Source organism: Sphingomonas mangrovi (genome assembly GCF_047975845.1).
Classification (GTDB): domain Bacteria; phylum Pseudomonadota; class Alphaproteobacteria; order Sphingomonadales; family Sphingomonadaceae; genus Sphingomonas.
On sequence record NZ_JBIUCZ010000002.1, the window covers coordinates 222,439 to 239,060 of the forward strand.

The 16,622-nt window shown below is 69.5% G+C and carries 18 protein-coding genes and 2 tRNA genes; 11 read left to right on the forward strand and 9 right to left on the reverse strand.

All coding sequences use genetic code 11. From position 1 onward, the window contains the following. Positions 1-88: 88 nt before the first annotated feature. Complete coding sequence (locus ACBY01_RS02510; protein ID WP_416459185.1) at positions 89-1,078, forward strand: MDR/zinc-dependent alcohol dehydrogenase-like family protein; 990 nt, start codon at positions 89-91, stop codon at positions 1,076-1,078. Further along, positions 1,075-2,061 carry a Gfo/Idh/MocA family protein gene (locus ACBY01_RS02515; RefSeq protein WP_416459186.1) on the forward strand — a complete coding sequence of 329 codons (987 nt, stop codon included), beginning with the start codon at positions 1,075-1,077 and terminating at the stop codon, positions 2,059-2,061. The genes ACBY01_RS02510 and ACBY01_RS02515 overlap by 4 nt, the downstream gene beginning before the upstream one ends. A 25-nt stretch (positions 2,062-2,086) precedes the next feature. Here ACBY01_RS02515 and ACBY01_RS02520 read toward each other — a convergent pair whose 3' ends face one another. After that, positions 2,087-2,488 (reverse strand): MerC domain-containing protein, encoded by a 402-nt coding sequence (locus ACBY01_RS02520; RefSeq protein WP_416459187.1) that lies wholly within the window; start codon positions 2,486-2,488, stop codon positions 2,087-2,089. Positions 2,489-2,620: 132 nt separating this feature from the next. Here ACBY01_RS02520 and ACBY01_RS02525 point away from each other — a divergent pair, with 132 nt between their 5' ends. Further along, positions 2,621-3,445, forward strand: a complete 825-nt coding sequence (locus ACBY01_RS02525; RefSeq protein ID WP_416459188.1) for an SGNH/GDSL hydrolase family protein — start codon at positions 2,621-2,623, stop codon at positions 3,443-3,445. 103 nt (positions 3,446-3,548) lie between these two features. Here the strand turns inward: ACBY01_RS02525 and ACBY01_RS02530 are convergent, their stop codons facing one another. The 4 genes from ACBY01_RS02530 to ACBY01_RS02545 form a co-directional block, all read right to left on the reverse strand. Further along, a complete protein-coding gene (locus ACBY01_RS02530; protein ID WP_416459189.1) occupies positions 3,549-4,562 on the reverse strand; it encodes an inorganic phosphate transporter in 1,014 nt (337 codons plus the stop codon). A gap of 9 nt (positions 4,563-4,571) precedes the next feature. Next, positions 4,572-5,690, reverse strand: a complete 1,119-nt coding sequence (locus tag ACBY01_RS02535) for a DUF47 family protein (protein WP_416459207.1) — start codon at positions 5,688-5,690, stop codon at positions 4,572-4,574. A 244-nt stretch (positions 5,691-5,934) separates the two neighbouring features. Next, positions 5,935-6,010, reverse strand: a tRNA-Ala gene (locus ACBY01_RS02540). A gap of 151 nt (positions 6,011-6,161) precedes the next feature. Next, positions 6,162-6,482, reverse strand: coding sequence for an FYDLN acid domain-containing protein (locus tag ACBY01_RS02545; RefSeq protein ID WP_416459190.1), 321 nt, complete (start codon positions 6,480-6,482; stop codon positions 6,162-6,164). 104 nt (positions 6,483-6,586) lie between these two features. Between ACBY01_RS02545 and ACBY01_RS02550 the strand changes: the two genes are divergently transcribed. The 7 genes from ACBY01_RS02550 to ACBY01_RS02580 all read left to right on the forward strand — a co-directional run bounded on the left by ACBY01_RS02550 (position 6,587) and on the right by ACBY01_RS02580 (position 12,415). Then, positions 6,587-7,252: a 3-phosphoshikimate 1-carboxyvinyltransferase gene (locus ACBY01_RS02550; RefSeq protein ID WP_416459191.1), complete on the forward strand. Its 666-nt coding sequence runs from the start codon at positions 6,587-6,589 to the stop codon at positions 7,250-7,252. 31 nt (positions 7,253-7,283) lie between these two features. Beyond that, a complete protein-coding gene (locus ACBY01_RS02555) occupies positions 7,284-7,907 on the forward strand; it encodes a (d)CMP kinase (protein ID WP_416459192.1) in 624 nt (207 codons plus the stop codon). A gap of 263 nt (positions 7,908-8,170) precedes the next feature. Further along, positions 8,171-9,880 carry a 30S ribosomal protein S1 gene (gene rpsA, locus ACBY01_RS02560; protein ID WP_416459193.1) on the forward strand — a complete coding sequence of 570 codons (1,710 nt, stop codon included), beginning with the start codon at positions 8,171-8,173 and terminating at the stop codon, positions 9,878-9,880. A 144-nt stretch (positions 9,881-10,024) separates the two neighbouring features. After that, positions 10,025-10,303, forward strand: coding sequence for an integration host factor subunit beta (gene ihfB / locus ACBY01_RS02565; protein ID WP_416459194.1), 279 nt, complete (start codon positions 10,025-10,027; stop codon positions 10,301-10,303). 64 nt (positions 10,304-10,367) lie between these two features. Next, positions 10,368-10,453: transfer RNA gene (locus ACBY01_RS02570), tRNA-Leu, on the forward strand. A 40-nt stretch (positions 10,454-10,493) separates the two neighbouring features. Continuing rightward, positions 10,494-11,975 carry an ABC transporter substrate-binding protein gene (locus ACBY01_RS02575; protein ID WP_416459195.1) on the forward strand — a complete coding sequence of 494 codons (1,482 nt, stop codon included), beginning with the start codon at positions 10,494-10,496 and terminating at the stop codon, positions 11,973-11,975. 5 nt (positions 11,976-11,980) lie between these two features. Continuing rightward, positions 11,981-12,415: a DUF4112 domain-containing protein gene (locus tag ACBY01_RS02580; RefSeq protein ID WP_416459196.1), complete on the forward strand. Its 435-nt coding sequence runs from the start codon at positions 11,981-11,983 to the stop codon at positions 12,413-12,415. Between the two features lie 36 nt (positions 12,416-12,451). On the opposite strand, the gene ACBY01_RS02585 is transcribed toward ACBY01_RS02580, so the two are convergent. The 4 genes from ACBY01_RS02585 to ACBY01_RS02600 all read right to left on the reverse strand — a co-directional run bounded on the left by ACBY01_RS02585 (position 12,452) and on the right by ACBY01_RS02600 (position 15,334). Beyond that, positions 12,452-13,165: a ribonuclease T2 family protein gene (locus ACBY01_RS02585; protein ID WP_416459197.1), complete on the reverse strand. Its 714-nt coding sequence runs from the start codon at positions 13,163-13,165 to the stop codon at positions 12,452-12,454. Further along, positions 13,162-13,596 (reverse strand): hypothetical protein, encoded by a 435-nt coding sequence (locus ACBY01_RS02590; RefSeq protein ID WP_416459198.1) that lies wholly within the window; start codon positions 13,594-13,596, stop codon positions 13,162-13,164. Before ACBY01_RS02590 ends, ACBY01_RS02585 begins: the two co-directional genes overlap by 4 nt. Before the next feature lie 62 nt (positions 13,597-13,658). Continuing rightward, the gene (gene nadC, locus ACBY01_RS02595; protein WP_416459199.1) at positions 13,659-14,504 is read right to left on the reverse strand and encodes a carboxylating nicotinate-nucleotide diphosphorylase; all 846 of its coding nucleotides are present in this window, start codon (positions 14,502-14,504) and stop codon (positions 13,659-13,661) included. 224 nt (positions 14,505-14,728) lie between these two features. After that, positions 14,729-15,334, reverse strand: coding sequence for a murein L,D-transpeptidase catalytic domain family protein (locus tag ACBY01_RS02600; protein WP_416459208.1), 606 nt, complete (start codon positions 15,332-15,334; stop codon positions 14,729-14,731). Between the two features lie 423 nt (positions 15,335-15,757). Between ACBY01_RS02600 and ACBY01_RS02605 the strand changes: the two genes are divergently transcribed. Then, entirely contained in the window at positions 15,758-16,387 is a 630-nt protein-coding gene (locus tag ACBY01_RS02605) for a L,D-transpeptidase family protein (RefSeq protein ID WP_416459200.1), read from the forward strand. Positions 16,388-16,622 lie beyond the last annotated feature (235 nt).

Sequence of the window (16,622 nt, forward strand, 5' to 3'; positions counted from 1 at the left end):
ATGGATTCGTCCTCCTGCTGCGGGGAACGCGGCAATGCTCGGCGCGGCCGCTTGGTTGCGCCCCACCCTTTCACCAACAGGAATCCCCATGACTGACACGATGCGCGCGGCGGTGCTTGCCGCGCCCGGCACGATGGAAACGCGGCAGGTCCCGCTGCCCCAGCCCGGCGCGGGCGAAGTGCGGGTGAAGCTGGAAGGCTGCGGCGTCTGCGCCTCCAACGTCGAGCCGTTCGAGGGGCAGCCCTGGTCGCAGTTCCCCGGCGAGCCCGGCGGCATGGGCCACGAAGGCTGGGGCGTGGTCGACGCGATCGGCCCGGACGTGACCGAGGTGGCGATCGGCGACCGGGTCGCGATGCTCTCGGGCAACGCCTATGCCGAATACGACCTCGCCGCCGTCGACGCGCTGGTGACGCTGCCGGCGGCGCTCGGCGACCACCCCTTCCCCGGCGAGCCGCTCGGCTGTGCGATGAACATCTTCCGCCGCTCGGACGTGCAGGCGGGGCAGACCGTGGCGATCGTCGGCATCGGCTTCCTGGGCGCGGTGTTGACCCGGCTGGCGACCGAGGCGGGCGCACGGGTGATCGCGATCTCGCGCCGCCAGTCCTCGCTCGACCTCGCCCGCCAGTACGGCGCGGCCGAAACGATCGTGATGGACGACCACTGGCGCATCCTGGAGGACGTGAAGCGCCTTACCGACGGCGTCGGCTGCGATCGGGTGATCGAATGCGTCGGCAAGCAATGGCCGCTCGACCTGGCCGGCGAGCTGGTGCGCGAGGGCGGTCGGCTGGTGATCGCCGGCTATCACCAGGACGGGCCGCGCCAGGTGAACATGCAGATGTGGAACTGGAAGGGCATCGACGTCGCCAGCGCGCACGAACGCGACCCGGCGGTGAACCTGCGCGGGCTGCGCGAGGCGGTCGAAGCGGTGGTCTCCGGCCGGATCGACCCCGCCCCGCTCTACACCCACCGCTATCCGCTCGAGCGGCTCGACGAGGCGCTGCTCGCAACCCGCGACAAGCCCGACGGCTTCATCAAGGCGCTGGTGACGTTCGGCACGCCGGCGGGAGACGCCGCATGACCCGCCCGAAGCTCGGCTTCCTCGGCGTCGGCTGGATCGGCCGGCACCGCATGGAGGCGATGCTCGCCACCGGCGCAGTCGAGGCGGCGGCGATCAGCGACCCCTCGCCCGAAATGGTGGCGGAGGCGCAGAAGCTCGCTCCCGACGCGGCCGTGGTCGACTCGCTCGACGCGATGCTGGCGCTCGGGCTCGACGGGGTGGTGATCGCCACGCCCAGCGCGCTCCACGCCGCCCAGTCAATCCAGGCGCTCGACTCCGGCTGCGCGGTGTTCTGCCAGAAGCCGCTCGGCCGCAGCGCTGCGGAGGCGCGTGCGGTGGTCGAAGCCGCCCGCCGTGCCGACCGGCTGCTGTCGGTGGACTTCTCCTATCGTCTCACCGCCGCCATGCAGCAGATCGCGCCGCTGGTACGCGACGGGTCGCTCGGCCACGTCCACGCGATCGACCTGACCTTCCACAACGCCTACGGCCCCGACAAGCCGTGGTTCTACGACCCGGCGCTGTCGGGCGGCGGCTGCGTGATGGACCTGGGCGTGCATCTCGTCGACCTGGCGCTGTGGACGCTCGGCTTCCCGGAGGTGGTCGAAGTCACCTCGCATCTGTCGAGCGGCGGCCAGCCGCTCACCGACCCGCACGCCCAGGTCGAGGATTATGCGGTCGCGACGCTGGTGCTCGCCGGCGGCACGGTCGTACGCCTCGCCTGCTCGTGGCGATTGCCGGCCGGACAGGACGCGGTGATCGAGGCGAGCTTCTACGGCACCGGCGGCGCGGCGTCGCTCCGCAACCTCGACGGCTCCTTCTACGACTTCCGCGCCGAGCGCTTCGACGGCACCGCGCGCCGGCTGCTCGCCGATCCACCCGACGCCTGGGGCGGCCGCGCCGGCGCCGACTGGGCGGAGCGCCTCGCCCGCTCGCCGCGCTTCGCCGAGGATGCCGAGCAACTCGTCCGCAGCGCCGAGGTGCTCGACCGCATCTACGGCCGCTGACCTCCGGCGCGCGGTCCGGCCGACTTCAGGCGCTGGCGCACGCCGGCCGGCTGCTCGCGCGCCAGTTCCAGCCGTGGCCGAGCGCGAGCAGCAGCGCTCCGGTGACGCTCAGCACCAGCTCGAGCCGCGGCCCAGTCGCGAGGAACGCCCCTGCCCCGAGCAGCGGCAGCCCGAGCATCGCGATCGCGAGCGGCAGCGGGTGGCGGTGACGGCGAAAGCCCAGCCCGAGCGCGAGCGCGCTGGTCGGCACCGCAAAGGCGAAGGCGAGCGCGTGAAAGCTCTCGGGCAGCGTGAGCATCGCCGCGAACATCGGCAGCGCGACGATCAGCGCGGGCAGCACCAGGCAATGGACCAGGCAAAGCAGCGACGCCCCCATCGCCGCCCCGTCGAGCCATTGCTGCCGCGCTGGGGCCATTTCGTGCTTCATGCTGCCGTTATCCTTCTATCGAGCGATGCAGATGATACTTCGTATCATCGCAATCAAGAGGCCGGCGCGTGACCTTTTGTTGCCGCCCCTGCCGGCAAGCCGCTATCCCCCGCGAAAACCGGGAGAGAAATCATGCGCCACCCTCGTCGCGTCGCCGGAGCGACTGCCCTCGCCACGCTGCTGGTCGCGCTCGGCGGCTGCGCGACGCTGCCGCGGGGCGGCGCCCTCGCGCTGGGCGCGCGCTATGTCGCGATGGGCAGCTCCTTCGCTGCGGGGCCGGGCATTCCCGCCTCCGCCGACACGCCGCCGAACCGCTGCACGCGATCGACCGACAATTACGCGCATCAGCTGGCACGTCGGCGCGGCCTGACGCTGGTCGACGTCAGCTGCTCGGGCGCGACCACCGCGCATCTGCTGGGTCCGTGGAACGCGCTTGCGCCGCAGCTCGACGCGCTGACGCCCGACACTGCACTGGTGACGGTCACGATCGGCGGCAACGACGTGAACTACATCGGTGGGCTGTTCGCGGCGTCGGAAGGCACGCGCATCACCGCACCGGCAGAGGCCGCCTGGGCACGACTGGCGCAGGACTTCGACCGGATCTCGGCCGAGGTCCGCCGCCGCGCCCTGAACGCGCGGCTGATCTATGTCGACTATGTCACGCTGCTACCCGACGGCGCCCCCTGTGCGCAGACGCCGCTGTCGGCGGAAGATGCCGCCGCCTCGAATGCCATCGCCCGGCGGCTTGCGGCGGCTACCGCCGAGGCAGCCAAGCGCGCCGGGGCCGGCCTGGTCCGCACCTCCGCGCTCTCGCGGGGGCACGACGCCTGCGCCGCCGAGCCCTGGGCAACCGCCTATCTGGATCGGGACGGCATGCGCACCCCGGTCGCCTATCATCCCAACAAGGCGGCGATGACCGCGGTCGCCGACGCCCTAGACGCCAGCCTGCCGCGCTAAAGCCTCGTCATCCTGACGAAAGTCAGGATCCACTGCCGCTACGACTGGTAGCGAGCGCGCAGCGCATTTGGATGCCAGCCTCCGCTGGCATGACGGACGGAGACTAGAACAGCCGCGTCAGCAGGTAGAACAACGCGCCGACCGCCGCCGAGGCGGGGATGGTGATGACCCAGGCGACCACCACGCTGCTGGCCACGCCCCAGCGCACCGCCGAAGCGCGGCGCGCGGTGCCGGCGCCGATCACCGAGCCGGTAATGGTGTGGGTGGTGGAAACAGGGACGCCGAGGAGCGACGCCGAGAACAGCACGATCGAGCCTGACAGCGACGCGCTGAACCCCTGGTGCTGCGACAGCTTGGTGATGCGCGAGCCCATCGTCTCGATGATCTTCCACCCGCCCGTCAGCGTGCCGAGCGCGATCGCAACGTAGCAGCTGATCGCCACCCAGTGCGGCACCTCGAACTCGCCCTGCAGATAGCCGGTCGAATAGAGCAGCACGGTGATGATCCCCATCGTCTTCTGCGCGTCGTTGAGCCCGTGGCTCAGCGAATAGGCGCCCGACGACACGAGGTGCAGCGTCCGGAACGAGCGCTCCGCCGTGCGCGAGCTGGCGCGCGAGAACAGCCAGCTGGTGACCAGCATGACCAGCATCGCCAGGATCATGCCGATCGTCGGCGACAGCACGATCGCGATCAGCGTCTTGTTGAGCCCGGTCCATTGCACGCCGGTGAGCCCGGCATGCGCCACGCCCGACCCGATCATGCCGCCGACCAGCGCGTGGCTCGACGAGGAAGGCAGCCCCTTCAGCCAGGTCACGACGTTCCAGAACATCGCGCCGATCAGCGCGCCGAACACCACCGCGGGGGTGATGAGGTTCTTGTCGATCAGCCCCTGGCCGATCGTGTCGGCGACCTTGTGCAGCCCGGGGAAGGCGATGGTCAGGAAATAGGCCGCGAAGTTGAACACCGCAGCGAAGGCGACGGCGTGGACCGGGCGCAACAGCCGAGTCGCGACCACCGTGGCGATCGAGTTCGCCGCATCATGCAGGCCGTTCAGGAAGTCGAAGGCCAGCGCGACCAGGATCAACCCGATCAGCAGCGGCAGGGCGAGTTCGTGCATCGCGCGGGATCAGGCGTGGTCGACGACGATGCCGTCGATCTCGTTGGCGACATCCTCGAACGCGTCGACGATCCGTTCGAGGTGCTTGTAGATCTCGCGCTGGACCGAGAAGCGAAGCGCGTCCTGCGGACCGATGTCCTTGAACGCACGCTTGAGCCCGGTCGCATGGATCTCGTCGGCGTGGCTCTCCATGCGCACCAGCCGTTCGGTGAGCTCGTGCAGGCGTCCGCCGTTGCGGCCCACGTCGCGCAGCAGCGGCATCGCCTCGGCGGTGATGCGCGAGGCATCGACGATGATCGCCCCCATGTCCTTCATTTCCTGCTCAAACTGCGTGACCTCATAGAGGTCGATCGCCTGGACGGCGGCCTGCATCTCGTCGATCGCGTCGTCCATCGCGCCGATCAGGCTGATGATCGCCCCGCGGTCGAACGGGGTGAGGAAGGTCTCGCGCACCGTGCGCAGCATCTCGCGGATGATCTCGTCGGCGTCGTGCTCACGCTCGACGACTTCCTGGATATGGTCGCGGTTGCCGTCCTGCAGCAGCCGCGCCAGCGCATCCGCCCCGGCGGTGACCGTCACCGCATGCGCCTCGAACATCTCGAAGAAATTGCCGGTCTTCGGAAGCAGCCGCTGAAACCATCCGAACATGTTCGTCACCTTGGATTTTTCGGCCACCGTGCTGAGAATGCCGGTGCGCCGCATTGCTGCTTTCATTTCCGCCGGACCGAAGGAGCGGATCAGGTCGCGCAGGTCGGGCTCCTCGACCGCGTCGGCGGCCTCGGTCAAGCTAAACCAGCGGCGCTCGCGCTCCGACTGTTCCTTCCAGGCGCCCAGTTCCTGGCTGACGGCGAGCGGGAACACCTCGACGTCGATCATCAGCGAGGCGCCGTTGCGCCGCCGCTTGCGATAGCGATACTGCCCCAGCGGCGTCGGGCAGACGAGGCCGCGGACGCCCGCTTCCTCCTCCGCCTCGACCGCAGCGCCCTCGTGCGGGCGCAGCCCCTTGTCCAGATTGCCCTTCGGGATCACCCAGCGCCGGCTCTCGCGCGACGTGACGAGCAGCACCCGCACGGGCGCGTCGATGGCGGTTCCGTCGGTCCGGTACGGCAAGGCGGCGATCTGGCGAATGGGCAACTCCTCGGGCGGGCCGCGCCCGTTACAATCTCGTCCCGACCCGGCGCAAGCCTATCCTGCCGAGCCACAGGGGCCGGGCGCACCAGGACGCGACACGGCCGCTACCGAACGCCGGCCGCCACGGCCTTGTCGCAGAACAAGCGCACGCGCGTCGAGAACCGTACGAAAGGATTACTTAAGAAGGAGAAAAGGCACCCGCCCGGATCGATGGTGCGCTCGCCCTGTCGGCGATGAGAAATGGTGGAGCCGAGGGGGATCGAACCCCTGACCTTCGCAATGCCATTGCGACGCTCTCCCAGCTGAGCTACGGCCCCACGCCGTTTCGCCGACCCGTATTTCGGGGCGGCTCCGGGATCCCCTCGTCGGGGAAGGCGCCCTCTAAGCGGGCGGTTTTGGTTTGGCAAGCGCCTATTCGACGCTTGCCGCACCTTTTTTCGTTCCGCCGGCCGGGCCGACGCGCGAGGATCAGTTTTCCTCGTCTTCGTCCTTGGTGTTGACGCCCAGATCGTCGTCGCCACCCAGATCGACGTCGTCGTCGGCCGAGGGCTCGTCGTCGCCGTCGATGTCCAGATCCTCGTCACCGAGATCCGAATCCTTTTCGGTCTCCTTCTCGGTGGCGGGCTTCGCCGCTTCGAACGGAAGCGGCTGCTTCGACTTCAGGATAGGCTCGGGGTTCCAGGTCACACCGCACTCGATGCAGGTGACGGGATCTTCCTTGCCAAGGTCATAGAAGCGCGTCGCGCATTTCGGGCACGTCCGCTTCGTGCCCCATTCCGGCTTCACCATGTGCCGCTCTTGCCTTTCGGTATGGGATTTTGGGTCTCGGGACTGGTCCCGCCAAGTGGCGCGCGCCTTGCCATAGCACAAGGGCGCTGTCAAAAACCGTGCCGATGCGCGCTCCCCTGCCCTCCCCGCGCGCGAGCGCCTCGCCCGTCCACGCGTTCGGCCTGCGCGCGCTGGTCCTCGCCGCACTGGCGGTGGGCGAGAGCCGGATCGAAGCGCTCCCCGACGACGCAGCGGTTGCCGCACTGGCCGCCGCGTTGCGGTCGATGGGCGCATCCGTCGATCGTGTCGAGGGCATCTGGCGCGTCCGCGGAGTCGGCACCGGCAGCCTCGTGCAACCCGACGACGTGCTCGCCGTCGAGAGCGACACCGCGGCGGCGCTCCTCCTCGGGCTCGCCGCGAGTCAGGCGATCACCGTCACCCTCGCCGGGCCCGCGCTGCTCGACTCCGACCTGCTCGCAGCGCTGGGCACGATGGGGGCGGACATCACCGCGAGCCCCGGCGGGTGCCTGCCGCTGATGGTGCGCGGGCTCTGCCCGGCGGTGCCGCTCGCGCGCGACGTGGCGGACGACGGGCCGCTGGCCTGGGCGCTCTTGGTGGCCGGCCTCAACGCTCCCGGGGAGACCCGCCTGCGCTTGCCCGATGCCACCACGTTCGACACGACTCTGCTCGCTGCGTTCGGCGTCCCGTTCGACTGGATCGGCACGACGCTGGTGCTTCGAGGCGAGGCGGAACTGCGACCTGCCGTGATCCGCTGCCCGGCCGCGGCTTGACGCCTGCCGCGGTTGCGGCGACTGCACGGCGATGATCATCGCCGTCGACGGACCCGCCGCATCGGGCAAGGGCACCATCGCCCGCGCGCTCTCGCGCCACTACGAGCTTCCGCATCTCGACACCGGCCTGCTGTATCGCGCGGTGGCGGCGACGGTGCTGCGCGACAGCCTCACCCCCGAGCGGGAAGCCGATGCGATCGCCGCCTGCGGGTTCGAGGACCGGCTGCTCGAGGATCCGTGGCTGCGCAGCGACGAGGTCGGCAAGGTCGCGTCGATCGTTTCCGCGCACGGCCTCGTCCGCTCGGCGCTGCTCCAGCGCCAGCGGCGATTCGCGGCACAACCGGGCGGTGCCGTGCTCGACGGCCGCGACATCGGCACGGTGATCGCGCCGGACGCCGATGCCAAACTGTTCGTCAAGGCGACTCCCGCGGTCCGCGCCCGCCGTCGCCACATGGAACTGCAGAAGCAGGGATCGACGACCACCTACGACCGGGTGCTCGCCGACATCCGCGCGCGCGACGACCGCGATGCCAGCCGGTCGCACGCGCCGATGACGATGGCGGCCGATGCGGCGCCGCTCGATACCAGTTTTCTCTCGATCGAGGCGGCGGTGCGGCGCGCGATCGAACTGGTCGACGCGCAGGTCGCCCACTAAGGAGCCCTGCCCGCGCGACGCGGGGCGCGTCGCTTGCGAATTGCTTGCATCTGCGCTATGCGGCGGCCGTTCGACGAGCGACTGCTCGCGGGGCCGGCGCGGAGGGGATTCCTCACGCGCCCTTTTTCGCATTCGGCGTGAAAAGCCCGCAGCTGCCGAACGGAGAATGCCGCGACCGGCATCCGGCCGCCGCGGCCACGCCGGTCAAAGACCGCCGGAACCAACCGGCCGGCCGGAAAAACGTACAGGAACCAGGAACTCTAATGGCCTCTTTGGCAAACCCGAGCCGCGACGATTTCGCGGCGATGCTTGACCAGACGCTGGGTCAGGCCGACAGCTTCGAAGGCCGCGTGGTCATCGGGACCGTCACCGGCATCGAGAACGACCTCGCCGTCATCGACGTGGGCCTCAAGTCGGAAGGCCGCGTGCCGCTGCGCGAGTTCGCAGCGCCGGGCCAGAAGGCCGAGCTGAAGGTCGGCGACGAAGTCGAGGTCTATGTCGACCGCGTCGAGAACGCAAACGGCGAAGCGATGCTCAGCCGCGACCGCGCCCGCCGCGAAGCCGCCTGGGACAAGCTGGAAACCGAGTTCGCCAAGTCGGCCCGCGTCGAAGGCGTGATCTTCGGCCGCGTCAAGGGCGGCTTCACCGTCGACCTGTCGGGCGCCGTGGCGTTCCTGCCGGGTTCGCAGGTCGATATCCGTCCGGTGCGTGACGTCACCCCGCTGATGGACATCCCGCAGCCGTTCCAGATCCTCAAGATGGACCGCAAGCGCGGCAACATCGTCGTGTCGCGTCGCGCGGTGCTGGAAGAGACCCGCGCCGAGCAGCGTTCGGGCCTGATCCAGTCGCTGCACGAAGGCCAGGTGATCGACGGCATCGTCAAGAACATCACCGACTATGGTGCGTTCGTCGACCTGGGCGGCATCGACGGCCTGCTGCACGTCACCGACCTGAGCTACAAGCGCGTCGGCCACCCGTCGGAGATGCTCAACATCGGCGACACGGTGCGCGTGCAGATCATCCGCATCAACCGCGACACGCAGCGCATCTCGCTCGGCATGAAGCAGCTCGAGAGCGATCCGTGGGATGGCGCCTCGGTCAAGTATCCGATCGGCGCGAAGCTGACCGGCCGCGTGACCAACATCACCGAATATGGTGCGTTCGTCGAGCTGGAAGCGGGCATCGAGGGCCTGGTCCACGTCTCCGAGATGAGCTGGACCAAGAAGAACGTCCATCCGGGCAAGATCGTGTCGACCAGCCAGGAGGTCGAGGTCATCGTCCTCGAGGTCGATCAGGAAAAGCGCCGCATCTCGCTGGGCCTCAAGCAGGCGCAGGCGAACCCGTGGGAGCGCTTCGCCGAGACCCACCCGGTCGGCTCGACCGTCGAGGGCGAAGTCAAGAACGCGACCGAGTTCGGCCTGTTCGTGGGCCTGGACGGCGACGTCGACGGCATGGTCCACATGTCGGACATCGCCTGGGGCATCTCGGGCGAGGACGCGCTCAACCTGCACCGCAAGGGCGAGACGGTTCAGGCCGTCGTGCTCGCCGTGGAGCCGGACAAGGAGCGCATCAGCCTCGGCATGAAGCAGCTCGAGCGCGGTGCGCCGGCCGTCGGCGTCGCCACCTCGGGCGACCGCCTCAACAAGAACGCGATCGTCACCGTCACCGTGCTTGAGGTCCGCGACGCGGGTCTCGAAGTGCAGGCGGGCGACGACGGCGCCACCGGCTTCATCAAGCGCACCGACCTCGGCCGCGACCGGGACGAGCAGCGTCCGGAGCGCTTCCAGGTCGGTCAGAAGTTCGACGCGATGGTGTCGGGCTTCGACCGCTCGAAGAAGCCGACCTTCTCGATCAAGGCGATGCAGATCTCCGAAGAGAAGCAGGCGGTTGCGCAGTACGGCTCGTCCGACTCGGGCGCGTCGCTGGGCGACATTCTCGGCGAGGCGCTCAAGGCCCGCAACGAGAACCGCTAAACACTGTGCCGCGGCGGGAGTTCTACTTCCGCCGCGGCATTGGTCTTCACGGGGTTGCAGTTCTTCACCGCGCAAAGTAGCTGTCGGATACTCCAGCGTAACGATTGCTCCGGCTCTTTCTTGCCGCGAGTCCATGAGGTCCCAATGATCCGATCCGAACTGGTAACGCGTCTGATCGCCGACAATCCCGGCCTGTCCGCGCGGGACGTGGAACGGATCGTCACCGTCTTCTTCGACTGCATCGTCGAACAACTTAAGCAGGACGGCCGCGTCGAGCTTCGCGGCTTCGGCGCCTTCTCCACCCGCGCGCGCGACGCCCGCACCGGTCGCAATCCGCGCACCGGCGAGACGGTCGAGGTCGACGCCAAGCGGGTTCCGTATTTCAAGCCCGGCAAGGAAATGCGCGCCCGCCTCAACGTCTGAGGTCCGGCACCCGCCGCGCAACGCGCTTGACGCGGGCGCCGGCTTGCGGTTGCGGTACCCCCGTGCGGACGTGGCGAAACCGGTAGACGCAGCCGACTTAAAATCGGCTTCCGAACAGGAGTGCGGGTTCGAGTCCCGCCGTCCGCACCACCGCGGTGGCGCTGCGCCGCGGTCGATGGCAGGAAGGGGCATGGCGTCCCCCCTGCCCATCCCCCCGTTCCGCACGTTTGCCCTGCTCCTCGCCGGCATATTGTCGCTCGGCGGCTGCGGCCCACAGACCGACGACTCGGCGGTGGCGGTGAGCGTCATCGGCGGAACGGCGCGCGCCGCCGATCCGGCGCGCGCCGCGCTCGCGCCGGCGGAGCGCGTCCTGATGGCGGCCACGGCGCAGGGGCTGGTGCGCTTCGATGCCGCCGGCCAGGTCGAGCCGGCGCTCGCCGAACGCTGGACGGTGATCGACGAGGGCGAGAGCTACATCTTCCGCCTCGGCGACGCGCGTTGGCCCGACGGCAATCGCGTGACCGCAAAGGACGTGGTGCGCGGACTGCAACGGGCAGTGCAGCCCGCCTCGCACAAGCCGCTCGCCACCGCCCTGCGGTTGGTCGACGAGATCGTCGAGATGACGCCCGAGGTCGTCGAGATCCGCCTGCGCCGCCCGCAGCCGGAGTTCCTCAAGCTGCTGGCCCAGCCCGAACTCGCGATCTTCCAGCCGCGCAGCCTGCGCGGAACCGGTCCGTTCGAGCTGGCGCGCGCCGTGCGCGGCGCCCAGCGGCTGCGTCCGGTCCGGGCATGGGCCGACGAGGACGCCGACGCGCCGCAACAGGCGGCCGACCTGGTCGACCTGCGCGGCGACACGGCGGCGCGCGCGGTGCTGCGCTTCGCCCGCGGCGACACCGACCTGGTGCTGGGCGGCGGGCTGGTCGAATGGCCGTTGCTCGCGTTCGCCCAGGTCGCTGCGCCGAGCATCCGGATCGATCCCGCCTCGGGGCTGTTCGGGCTGGCGGTGGCGCGCCGCGAGGGCTTCCTCGCCGAACGCGACAACCGCGCGGCGATCGCCGCCGCGCTGGACCGGGGCGCGATCATCGCCGCGGTGCGCGACGACTGGGCGGCCGCCACCACGCTGCTCCCCGCGCAGCTCGACTCCGCCGCGGCGCCCGCACCCTTCCCCTGGGAAGCCCGTCCGAGCGGCGATGCGGTCGGCCAGGCTCGCGCCCGCGTCGCCGTGTGGCGCGCGGATCATCCCGACATGCCTGCGCTCCGGCTGGCGCTGCCGGATGGGCCGGGCGGCAATTTGCTGTGGGGGCCGATCGCGGTGTCGCTGCGCGCCATCGGGCTGGCGGTCGAGCGCGTGCCGCTCGACGCGCGCGACGCCGACCTGCGGCTGGTCGACAAGGTCGCGCCGCTCGATGCGGGGCGCTGGTATCTCGACAACGCCTGCCTCGCCTGCGACCCGATGATCCGCGCGATCATCGACGCTGCGGCCGACGCGCCGAACGGCGAGGTGCGCGGGCGGCTGCTCGCCGACGCCGACGCGGCGCTGGCGGCCGACGCGAGCTTCGTGCCGATCGCGGCGCCGTTGCGCTGGTCGCTGGTGTCGTCGCGGCTCCGCGCCTGGACGCCGAACGCGCGCGCCTGGCACCCGTTGAATCATCTGCGCGGCGACCCCAGCTAAGGCCCATGAACCGCACCACCCGCATGTCGCCCGAGATGTTCGACCGGCTTGCCGAGGCCGTCCCGATCGGACGCGACGCCGCCGCCGTCCGCAAGCGCCTGGTGGCGCTGGAGCGGTTGCTCGAGCGCAGCTTCGTGATCCCGGGCATCAAGGTGCCGGTGGGTCTGGACCTGTTCTTCAACCTGCTGCCCGTCGGCGGCAGCTTCATCGGCGCGGCGATGGGCAGCTACATGGTCTGGGAAGCCCGCAACCTGGGCATGTCGAAGCTCCAGATGGCGCGCATGGCCGGCAACGTCGGGTTCGACTGGCTGCTGGGGCTGATCCCGCTGGTCGGCGCGGTGCCCGACCTGTTCTTCCGGTCGAACACCCGCAATCTGCGGATCATCAAGCGCCACCTCGACAAGCACCACCCCGGCACCGCCGTCGTCGACGCCGCCTGACGGCGGCGCCTCCGGCTGGCGGCGGGTATCGGCGCGCTAGCGCTTGCCCCGCCAGATCTTGAGCGGGGCGTTGGCGGTGAGCCCGCCCTGGTGCGCCGGGCAGGCGCGGTAGCGCAGCTTCGTGTCGAGGCACAGCCAGACCTCGTCGAGCCAGCCGTCGCGATTGGCGGTGATCCGCATCATGCCGGCCGAAATGCCGGGGTTGGCGCGGGCGATCGCCTGGGCGAACTGCCCGGCGGTCAGCTTGGGCCGTCGCGACAGCGCTTCCATGTCCGGGTAGCGCAGCTTGCCGTACAGCCGGTTCGCGGTCTGGAAATACGCTGCGGGAGTCACCCCCATGCAGCTGCCGTGCTTGGCATATTCGTGCTGGAGCAGCTGCGCCGAGGGGGTGGTGCACAGGTTGCGCCGGATCACCGCCTCCGGCAGCAGCGCCACCGGCTTGCAATATTGCGGCCACTGCTTGCCCTCGCCGTCCGGCCACAGCCCGTGGAGCGTGAAGCCGAAACGGTTGTCGCCGCCGCACTGGAAACCGTCGTCGCCCGCTTTGCCGCGGCAATATTGCGGCGACCAGGTGATCGCGAGCGTGTAGCTGCCGATCGGCAGCACCCGGCGCGGCTGCTGCGCGGTAGGCACATCCGCATGCGGGCGCGGCACCGATGCCGGCGCGCTGCACTGATACGCCTGGGCGAAGGCGGTGCCGGGAACCGCGGCGGCGATCAGCACCGCCGGGGTCTTCCAGAATTTGCTCATTCGAACGGCGTCGCCGGGTCGCCGGTCGGCTCGCCCTTGAACCACGCGACGGCGTCGGGCTGGAAGAGCATGTACACGGCGATGCCCTGCATCACCGTCGCGAGGAGCGCGAGCACCGTCCCGATGACGGACGGGAACTGGCCGTTCAGCAGCGACCACACCACCATCAGCGCGCCGAAGACGAAGAACACGGTAATGATCCACTTGGTCACCGTGCTGCGCATCCGCGAGGTGAAGAACCACAGCAGCAGCGAGATGCCGATGCTCAGCACGGTCGTGCCGATGATCATCGGCGTGGCGATCGCGGCGGTCGCCGGCTGCGCCTGCAGCTGGGCCATCGTCACGTTCCACGTCACCGCGGTGTTGACGAGGCCGACCACGAGCGCGCCGAGATAGAATTGATCGAAGCGTTGAATGGATTTTGGACGCATGGGACCCCCCTGTGTTGCCGGCGGCAGCCTAGCCGCACGCTCGCGCGCCGCAAGCCGGATTTCTAGAGCGCCGCGAAATCCAGGCCGATGTCCGCGGCGGGCGCCGACTGGGTGAGCCGGCCGACCGAGACATAGGTCACGCCGCTCGCCGCAATGGCCGCAATGGTGTCGAGCCGCACGCCGCCCGAGGCTTCGGTGGGCACGCGCCCTGCGACCTCGGCGACGGCGGTCCGCAGAGTCGCCGGGTCCATGTTGTCGAGCAGCAGGTGGGTGGCGCCGCCGGCGAGCGCGGGTGCGATCTGGTCGAGCCGGTCGACCTCGACGATGATCGAGGCGATGCCCGCCTCGGCCGCGCGGCGCGCCGCCGCCTCGACCCCGCCCGCGACCGCGACATGGTTGTCCTTGATCATCGCCGAGTCCCACAGCCCCATGCGGTGGTTGGTCGCCCCGCCCATGCGCGTCGCGTATTTCTCCAGGCGGCGCAGCCCCGGCAGCGTCTTGCGCGTGTCGAGCAGCGTCGCGCCGGTGCCGCGCATCGCGTCGACATAGGCGGCGGTCAGCGTAGCGATGCCGGAGAGGTGCTGGACGGTGTTGAGCGCCGACCGCTCGGCGGTGAGCAGTGCGCGCGCGTTCCCGCGCAGCCGCAGCAGGTCGGAGCCGGCGGCGACGCGGTCGCCGTCCGCCACCAGCGCCTCGATCTCCACCTCGGGATCGAGCGCCCGGAAAAAGGCTTCGGCGATCGGCAGGCCGGCGACGGTGATCGCATCTCGGCTGTCCATCACGCCGACGAAGCGCGCGTCGGCCGGGACGACCGCGGCGGAGGTGATGTCCCCGCCCTCGCCCAGATCCTCGGCGAGCGTATCGCGGACGAAGCGGTCGAGATCGAAGCCGTCGAGCGACCAGTGCATGCGCGTTCTCCCGGGAAACCGCCGCGGGCGGTAGCGTGGGAGCCGATGCGCTCGCAAGGCGGAAAGTTGGCGGGGGGTTAGGGCGAACCGGCGGCTCCGGCCCAGCCGTCATGCTGACGAAAGTCAGCATCCATTCGCTCTACGCTCGCGACCCCAGACGCAGCGGCAATGGATCCTGACTTTCGTCAGGATGACGGGATGTGTCCGACAGCAGCCTCTGCGCCTCAGACCTTGGCGGCGTAGACCATCCGGCCGTTGCCCAGGTGTTCGAACACCTGCACCAGCTCGCTCTCGCCGACCGCGAAGCAGCCCTGGCTGCGGCCGAGCTTGCCGTGGGTGCGTAGCATCGCCGCGTTGGAATACCAGGCGCCGTGGATCACGATCGCGCGGGAGAGCGCGTTGTCGTTGGTCGGATCGAGCCCGACGAGCCGCTGCGACTTGCCATGCTTGCCGACGTAATAATCGGAGGCGAGGAAAGCGCCCTCGCACGAGGCGTTCGACCCGTTGAGGTTGGAGAAGCGCTGGAGGAAGCCGCTGTGCCGGGGATCGGAGCCGCTGCCGTGCGCGACCAGCAGCGTTTCGGTCCGGCCGCTGGCCAGGTCGATGAGGTGGAAGCGCGGCACCGACGAGGAGGCGGCGAAGTCCGCGATCGCGATGCGATCGCGCTTGGCGATGCGGCTGCCATGCGCCTGCAATGCCGCCATCGCCTCGCGGAACAGCGCGGGGCGCACCACCCGCGGCGACGTCAGCGTCGTCCGTGCGGCGGCCGGTACGGCTGCCCGTACCGGCGATGCGATCGCGGTCGAGGCGACCACGCCCCCTGCGACCATGAGCCCCGAGGTGAGAAAAGCGCGACGCGACGGCGCCGATTCGACGATGTTCTGCACTGGAATGTCCTGCCCTGAAACCCGCTCTCGGCATCGTGTATCCGATGTCCGACTTCCTTTTAGCTAACAAATCCAGCGAGTTCCCGGCCTGCTGGGGTGTTCATCGCAGCTCAGGCGCAGCTCGCCGCATGTGGACGCCATGTCCTCCGCCTACCCGGCCGGACGCCCGGCGATCGCGGTCCGACTCGGCGGATAGGCGGCACTGTCACGGTCCCCCGAAACCGACGACCGACCCAAACCGGACGGGCAACAGCTTTTCGTATGTTGTCAATGGCACAAATCAGTCGCGCGCACGTTGATGCAGCATGGGACGACGGACGGGAAGCACTTCCACCGTTTCCGTCCAGATGTTGTTCGAGGTGCGGAATGAAGATCGGCAATTATAGCGCTTGGCTGGCCGCCGGCGCACTCGCGCTTTCCTTGCAAGCGGCGCCGGCGGTGGCGCAGGAACCCGCAGCGGTGTTCGGCGTATCGTCGAGCCAGGCGATGAAGCCCGGCCAATATGTTTGGAAGGACATCGCCGATACTTCGGAGCCGGTGACGGTGACCGTCAGCCTCGCGCTCCAGCGCGCCTATGTCTACCGCGGCAGCACGCTGATCGCGGTGTCGACCGTGTCCACCGGCAAGCCCGGGCATGAAACGCCGATCGGCGAGTTCGAGATCCTTCAGAAGAAGGAGATGCACCGGTCGAACCTCTACAACGACGCGCCCATGCCCTACATGCAGCGGCTGACGTGGGACGGGATCGCGCTGCACGCCGGCGCCATTCCGGGCCGCCCGGCGTCGCACGGCTGCGTCCGCCTGCCCGCCGCCTTCGCCAAAAAGCTGTTCGCCGCCACCGCCAAGGGCGCGATGGTGTCGATCAACGACGATCCCTACGATCCGCTCTCGCCGATCCCGCTGCCGGCGGAGAACTTCGGCGCCTCGACGGGGACGGTGGTCGCGTCTCAGGACGTGGTGCCGGGCCGCAGCATTCGGACGGCGAGCGCGCCGTAAGGTAGGCGGGGGTCCGTCAGCCCGCTGCCTTCCCGTTCTACGTCACCCCAGCGGATACTGGGGTCTTGTGCCGCACGGGCGATTGGTCTGTCTCGGGAGATCCCAGCTTTCGCGGGACATTTGCATAACCGGTTTTTTGGTGAAGCGGTGGCGTGAATGGTGGTTGCGGCGGCGGGAGTGGCGACGCGGCGGGGATCGGGTGGGTGAGCTGTGGCGTGGTTCAGCCGAGCTGATC

Bases quoted from the DNA above. Each gene is read 5' to 3' on its own strand.
- ACBY01_RS02510 (WP_416459185.1), top strand. From the start codon at position 89: ATGACTGACACGATGCGCGCGGCGGTGCTTGCCGCGCCCGGCACGATG.
- ACBY01_RS02515 (WP_416459186.1), top strand. From the start codon at position 1,075: ATGACCCGCCCGAAGCTCGGCTTCCTCGGCGTCGGCTGGATCGGCCGG.
- ACBY01_RS02520 (WP_416459187.1), bottom strand. From the start codon at position 2,488: ATGAAGCACGAAATGGCCCCAGCGCGGCAGCAATGGCTCGACGGGGCG.
- ACBY01_RS02525 (WP_416459188.1), top strand. From the start codon at position 2,621: ATGCGCCACCCTCGTCGCGTCGCCGGAGCGACTGCCCTCGCCACGCTG.
- ACBY01_RS02530 (WP_416459189.1), bottom strand. From the start codon at position 4,562: ATGCACGAACTCGCCCTGCCGCTGCTGATCGGGTTGATCCTGGTCGCG.
- ACBY01_RS02545 (WP_416459190.1), bottom strand. From the start codon at position 6,482: ATGGTGAAGCCGGAATGGGGCACGAAGCGGACGTGCCCGAAATGCGCG.
- ACBY01_RS02550 (WP_416459191.1), top strand. From the start codon at position 6,587: ATGCGCGCTCCCCTGCCCTCCCCGCGCGCGAGCGCCTCGCCCGTCCAC.
- ACBY01_RS02555 (WP_416459192.1), top strand. From the start codon at position 7,284: ATGATCATCGCCGTCGACGGACCCGCCGCATCGGGCAAGGGCACCATC.
- rpsA (WP_416459193.1), top strand. From the start codon at position 8,171: ATGGCCTCTTTGGCAAACCCGAGCCGCGACGATTTCGCGGCGATGCTT.
- ihfB (WP_416459194.1), top strand. From the start codon at position 10,025: ATGATCCGATCCGAACTGGTAACGCGTCTGATCGCCGACAATCCCGGC.
- ACBY01_RS02575 (WP_416459195.1), top strand. From the start codon at position 10,494: ATGGCGTCCCCCCTGCCCATCCCCCCGTTCCGCACGTTTGCCCTGCTC.
- ACBY01_RS02580 (WP_416459196.1), top strand. From the start codon at position 11,981: ATGAACCGCACCACCCGCATGTCGCCCGAGATGTTCGACCGGCTTGCC.
- ACBY01_RS02585 (WP_416459197.1), bottom strand. From the start codon at position 13,165: ATGAGCAAATTCTGGAAGACCCCGGCGGTGCTGATCGCCGCCGCGGTT.
- ACBY01_RS02590 (WP_416459198.1), bottom strand. From the start codon at position 13,596: ATGCGTCCAAAATCCATTCAACGCTTCGATCAATTCTATCTCGGCGCG.
- nadC (WP_416459199.1), bottom strand. From the start codon at position 14,504: ATGCACTGGTCGCTCGACGGCTTCGATCTCGACCGCTTCGTCCGCGAT.
- ACBY01_RS02600 (WP_416459208.1), bottom strand. From the start codon at position 15,334: ATGGTCGCAGGGGGCGTGGTCGCCTCGACCGCGATCGCATCGCCGGTA.
- ACBY01_RS02605 (WP_416459200.1), top strand. From the start codon at position 15,758: ATGAAGATCGGCAATTATAGCGCTTGGCTGGCCGCCGGCGCACTCGCG.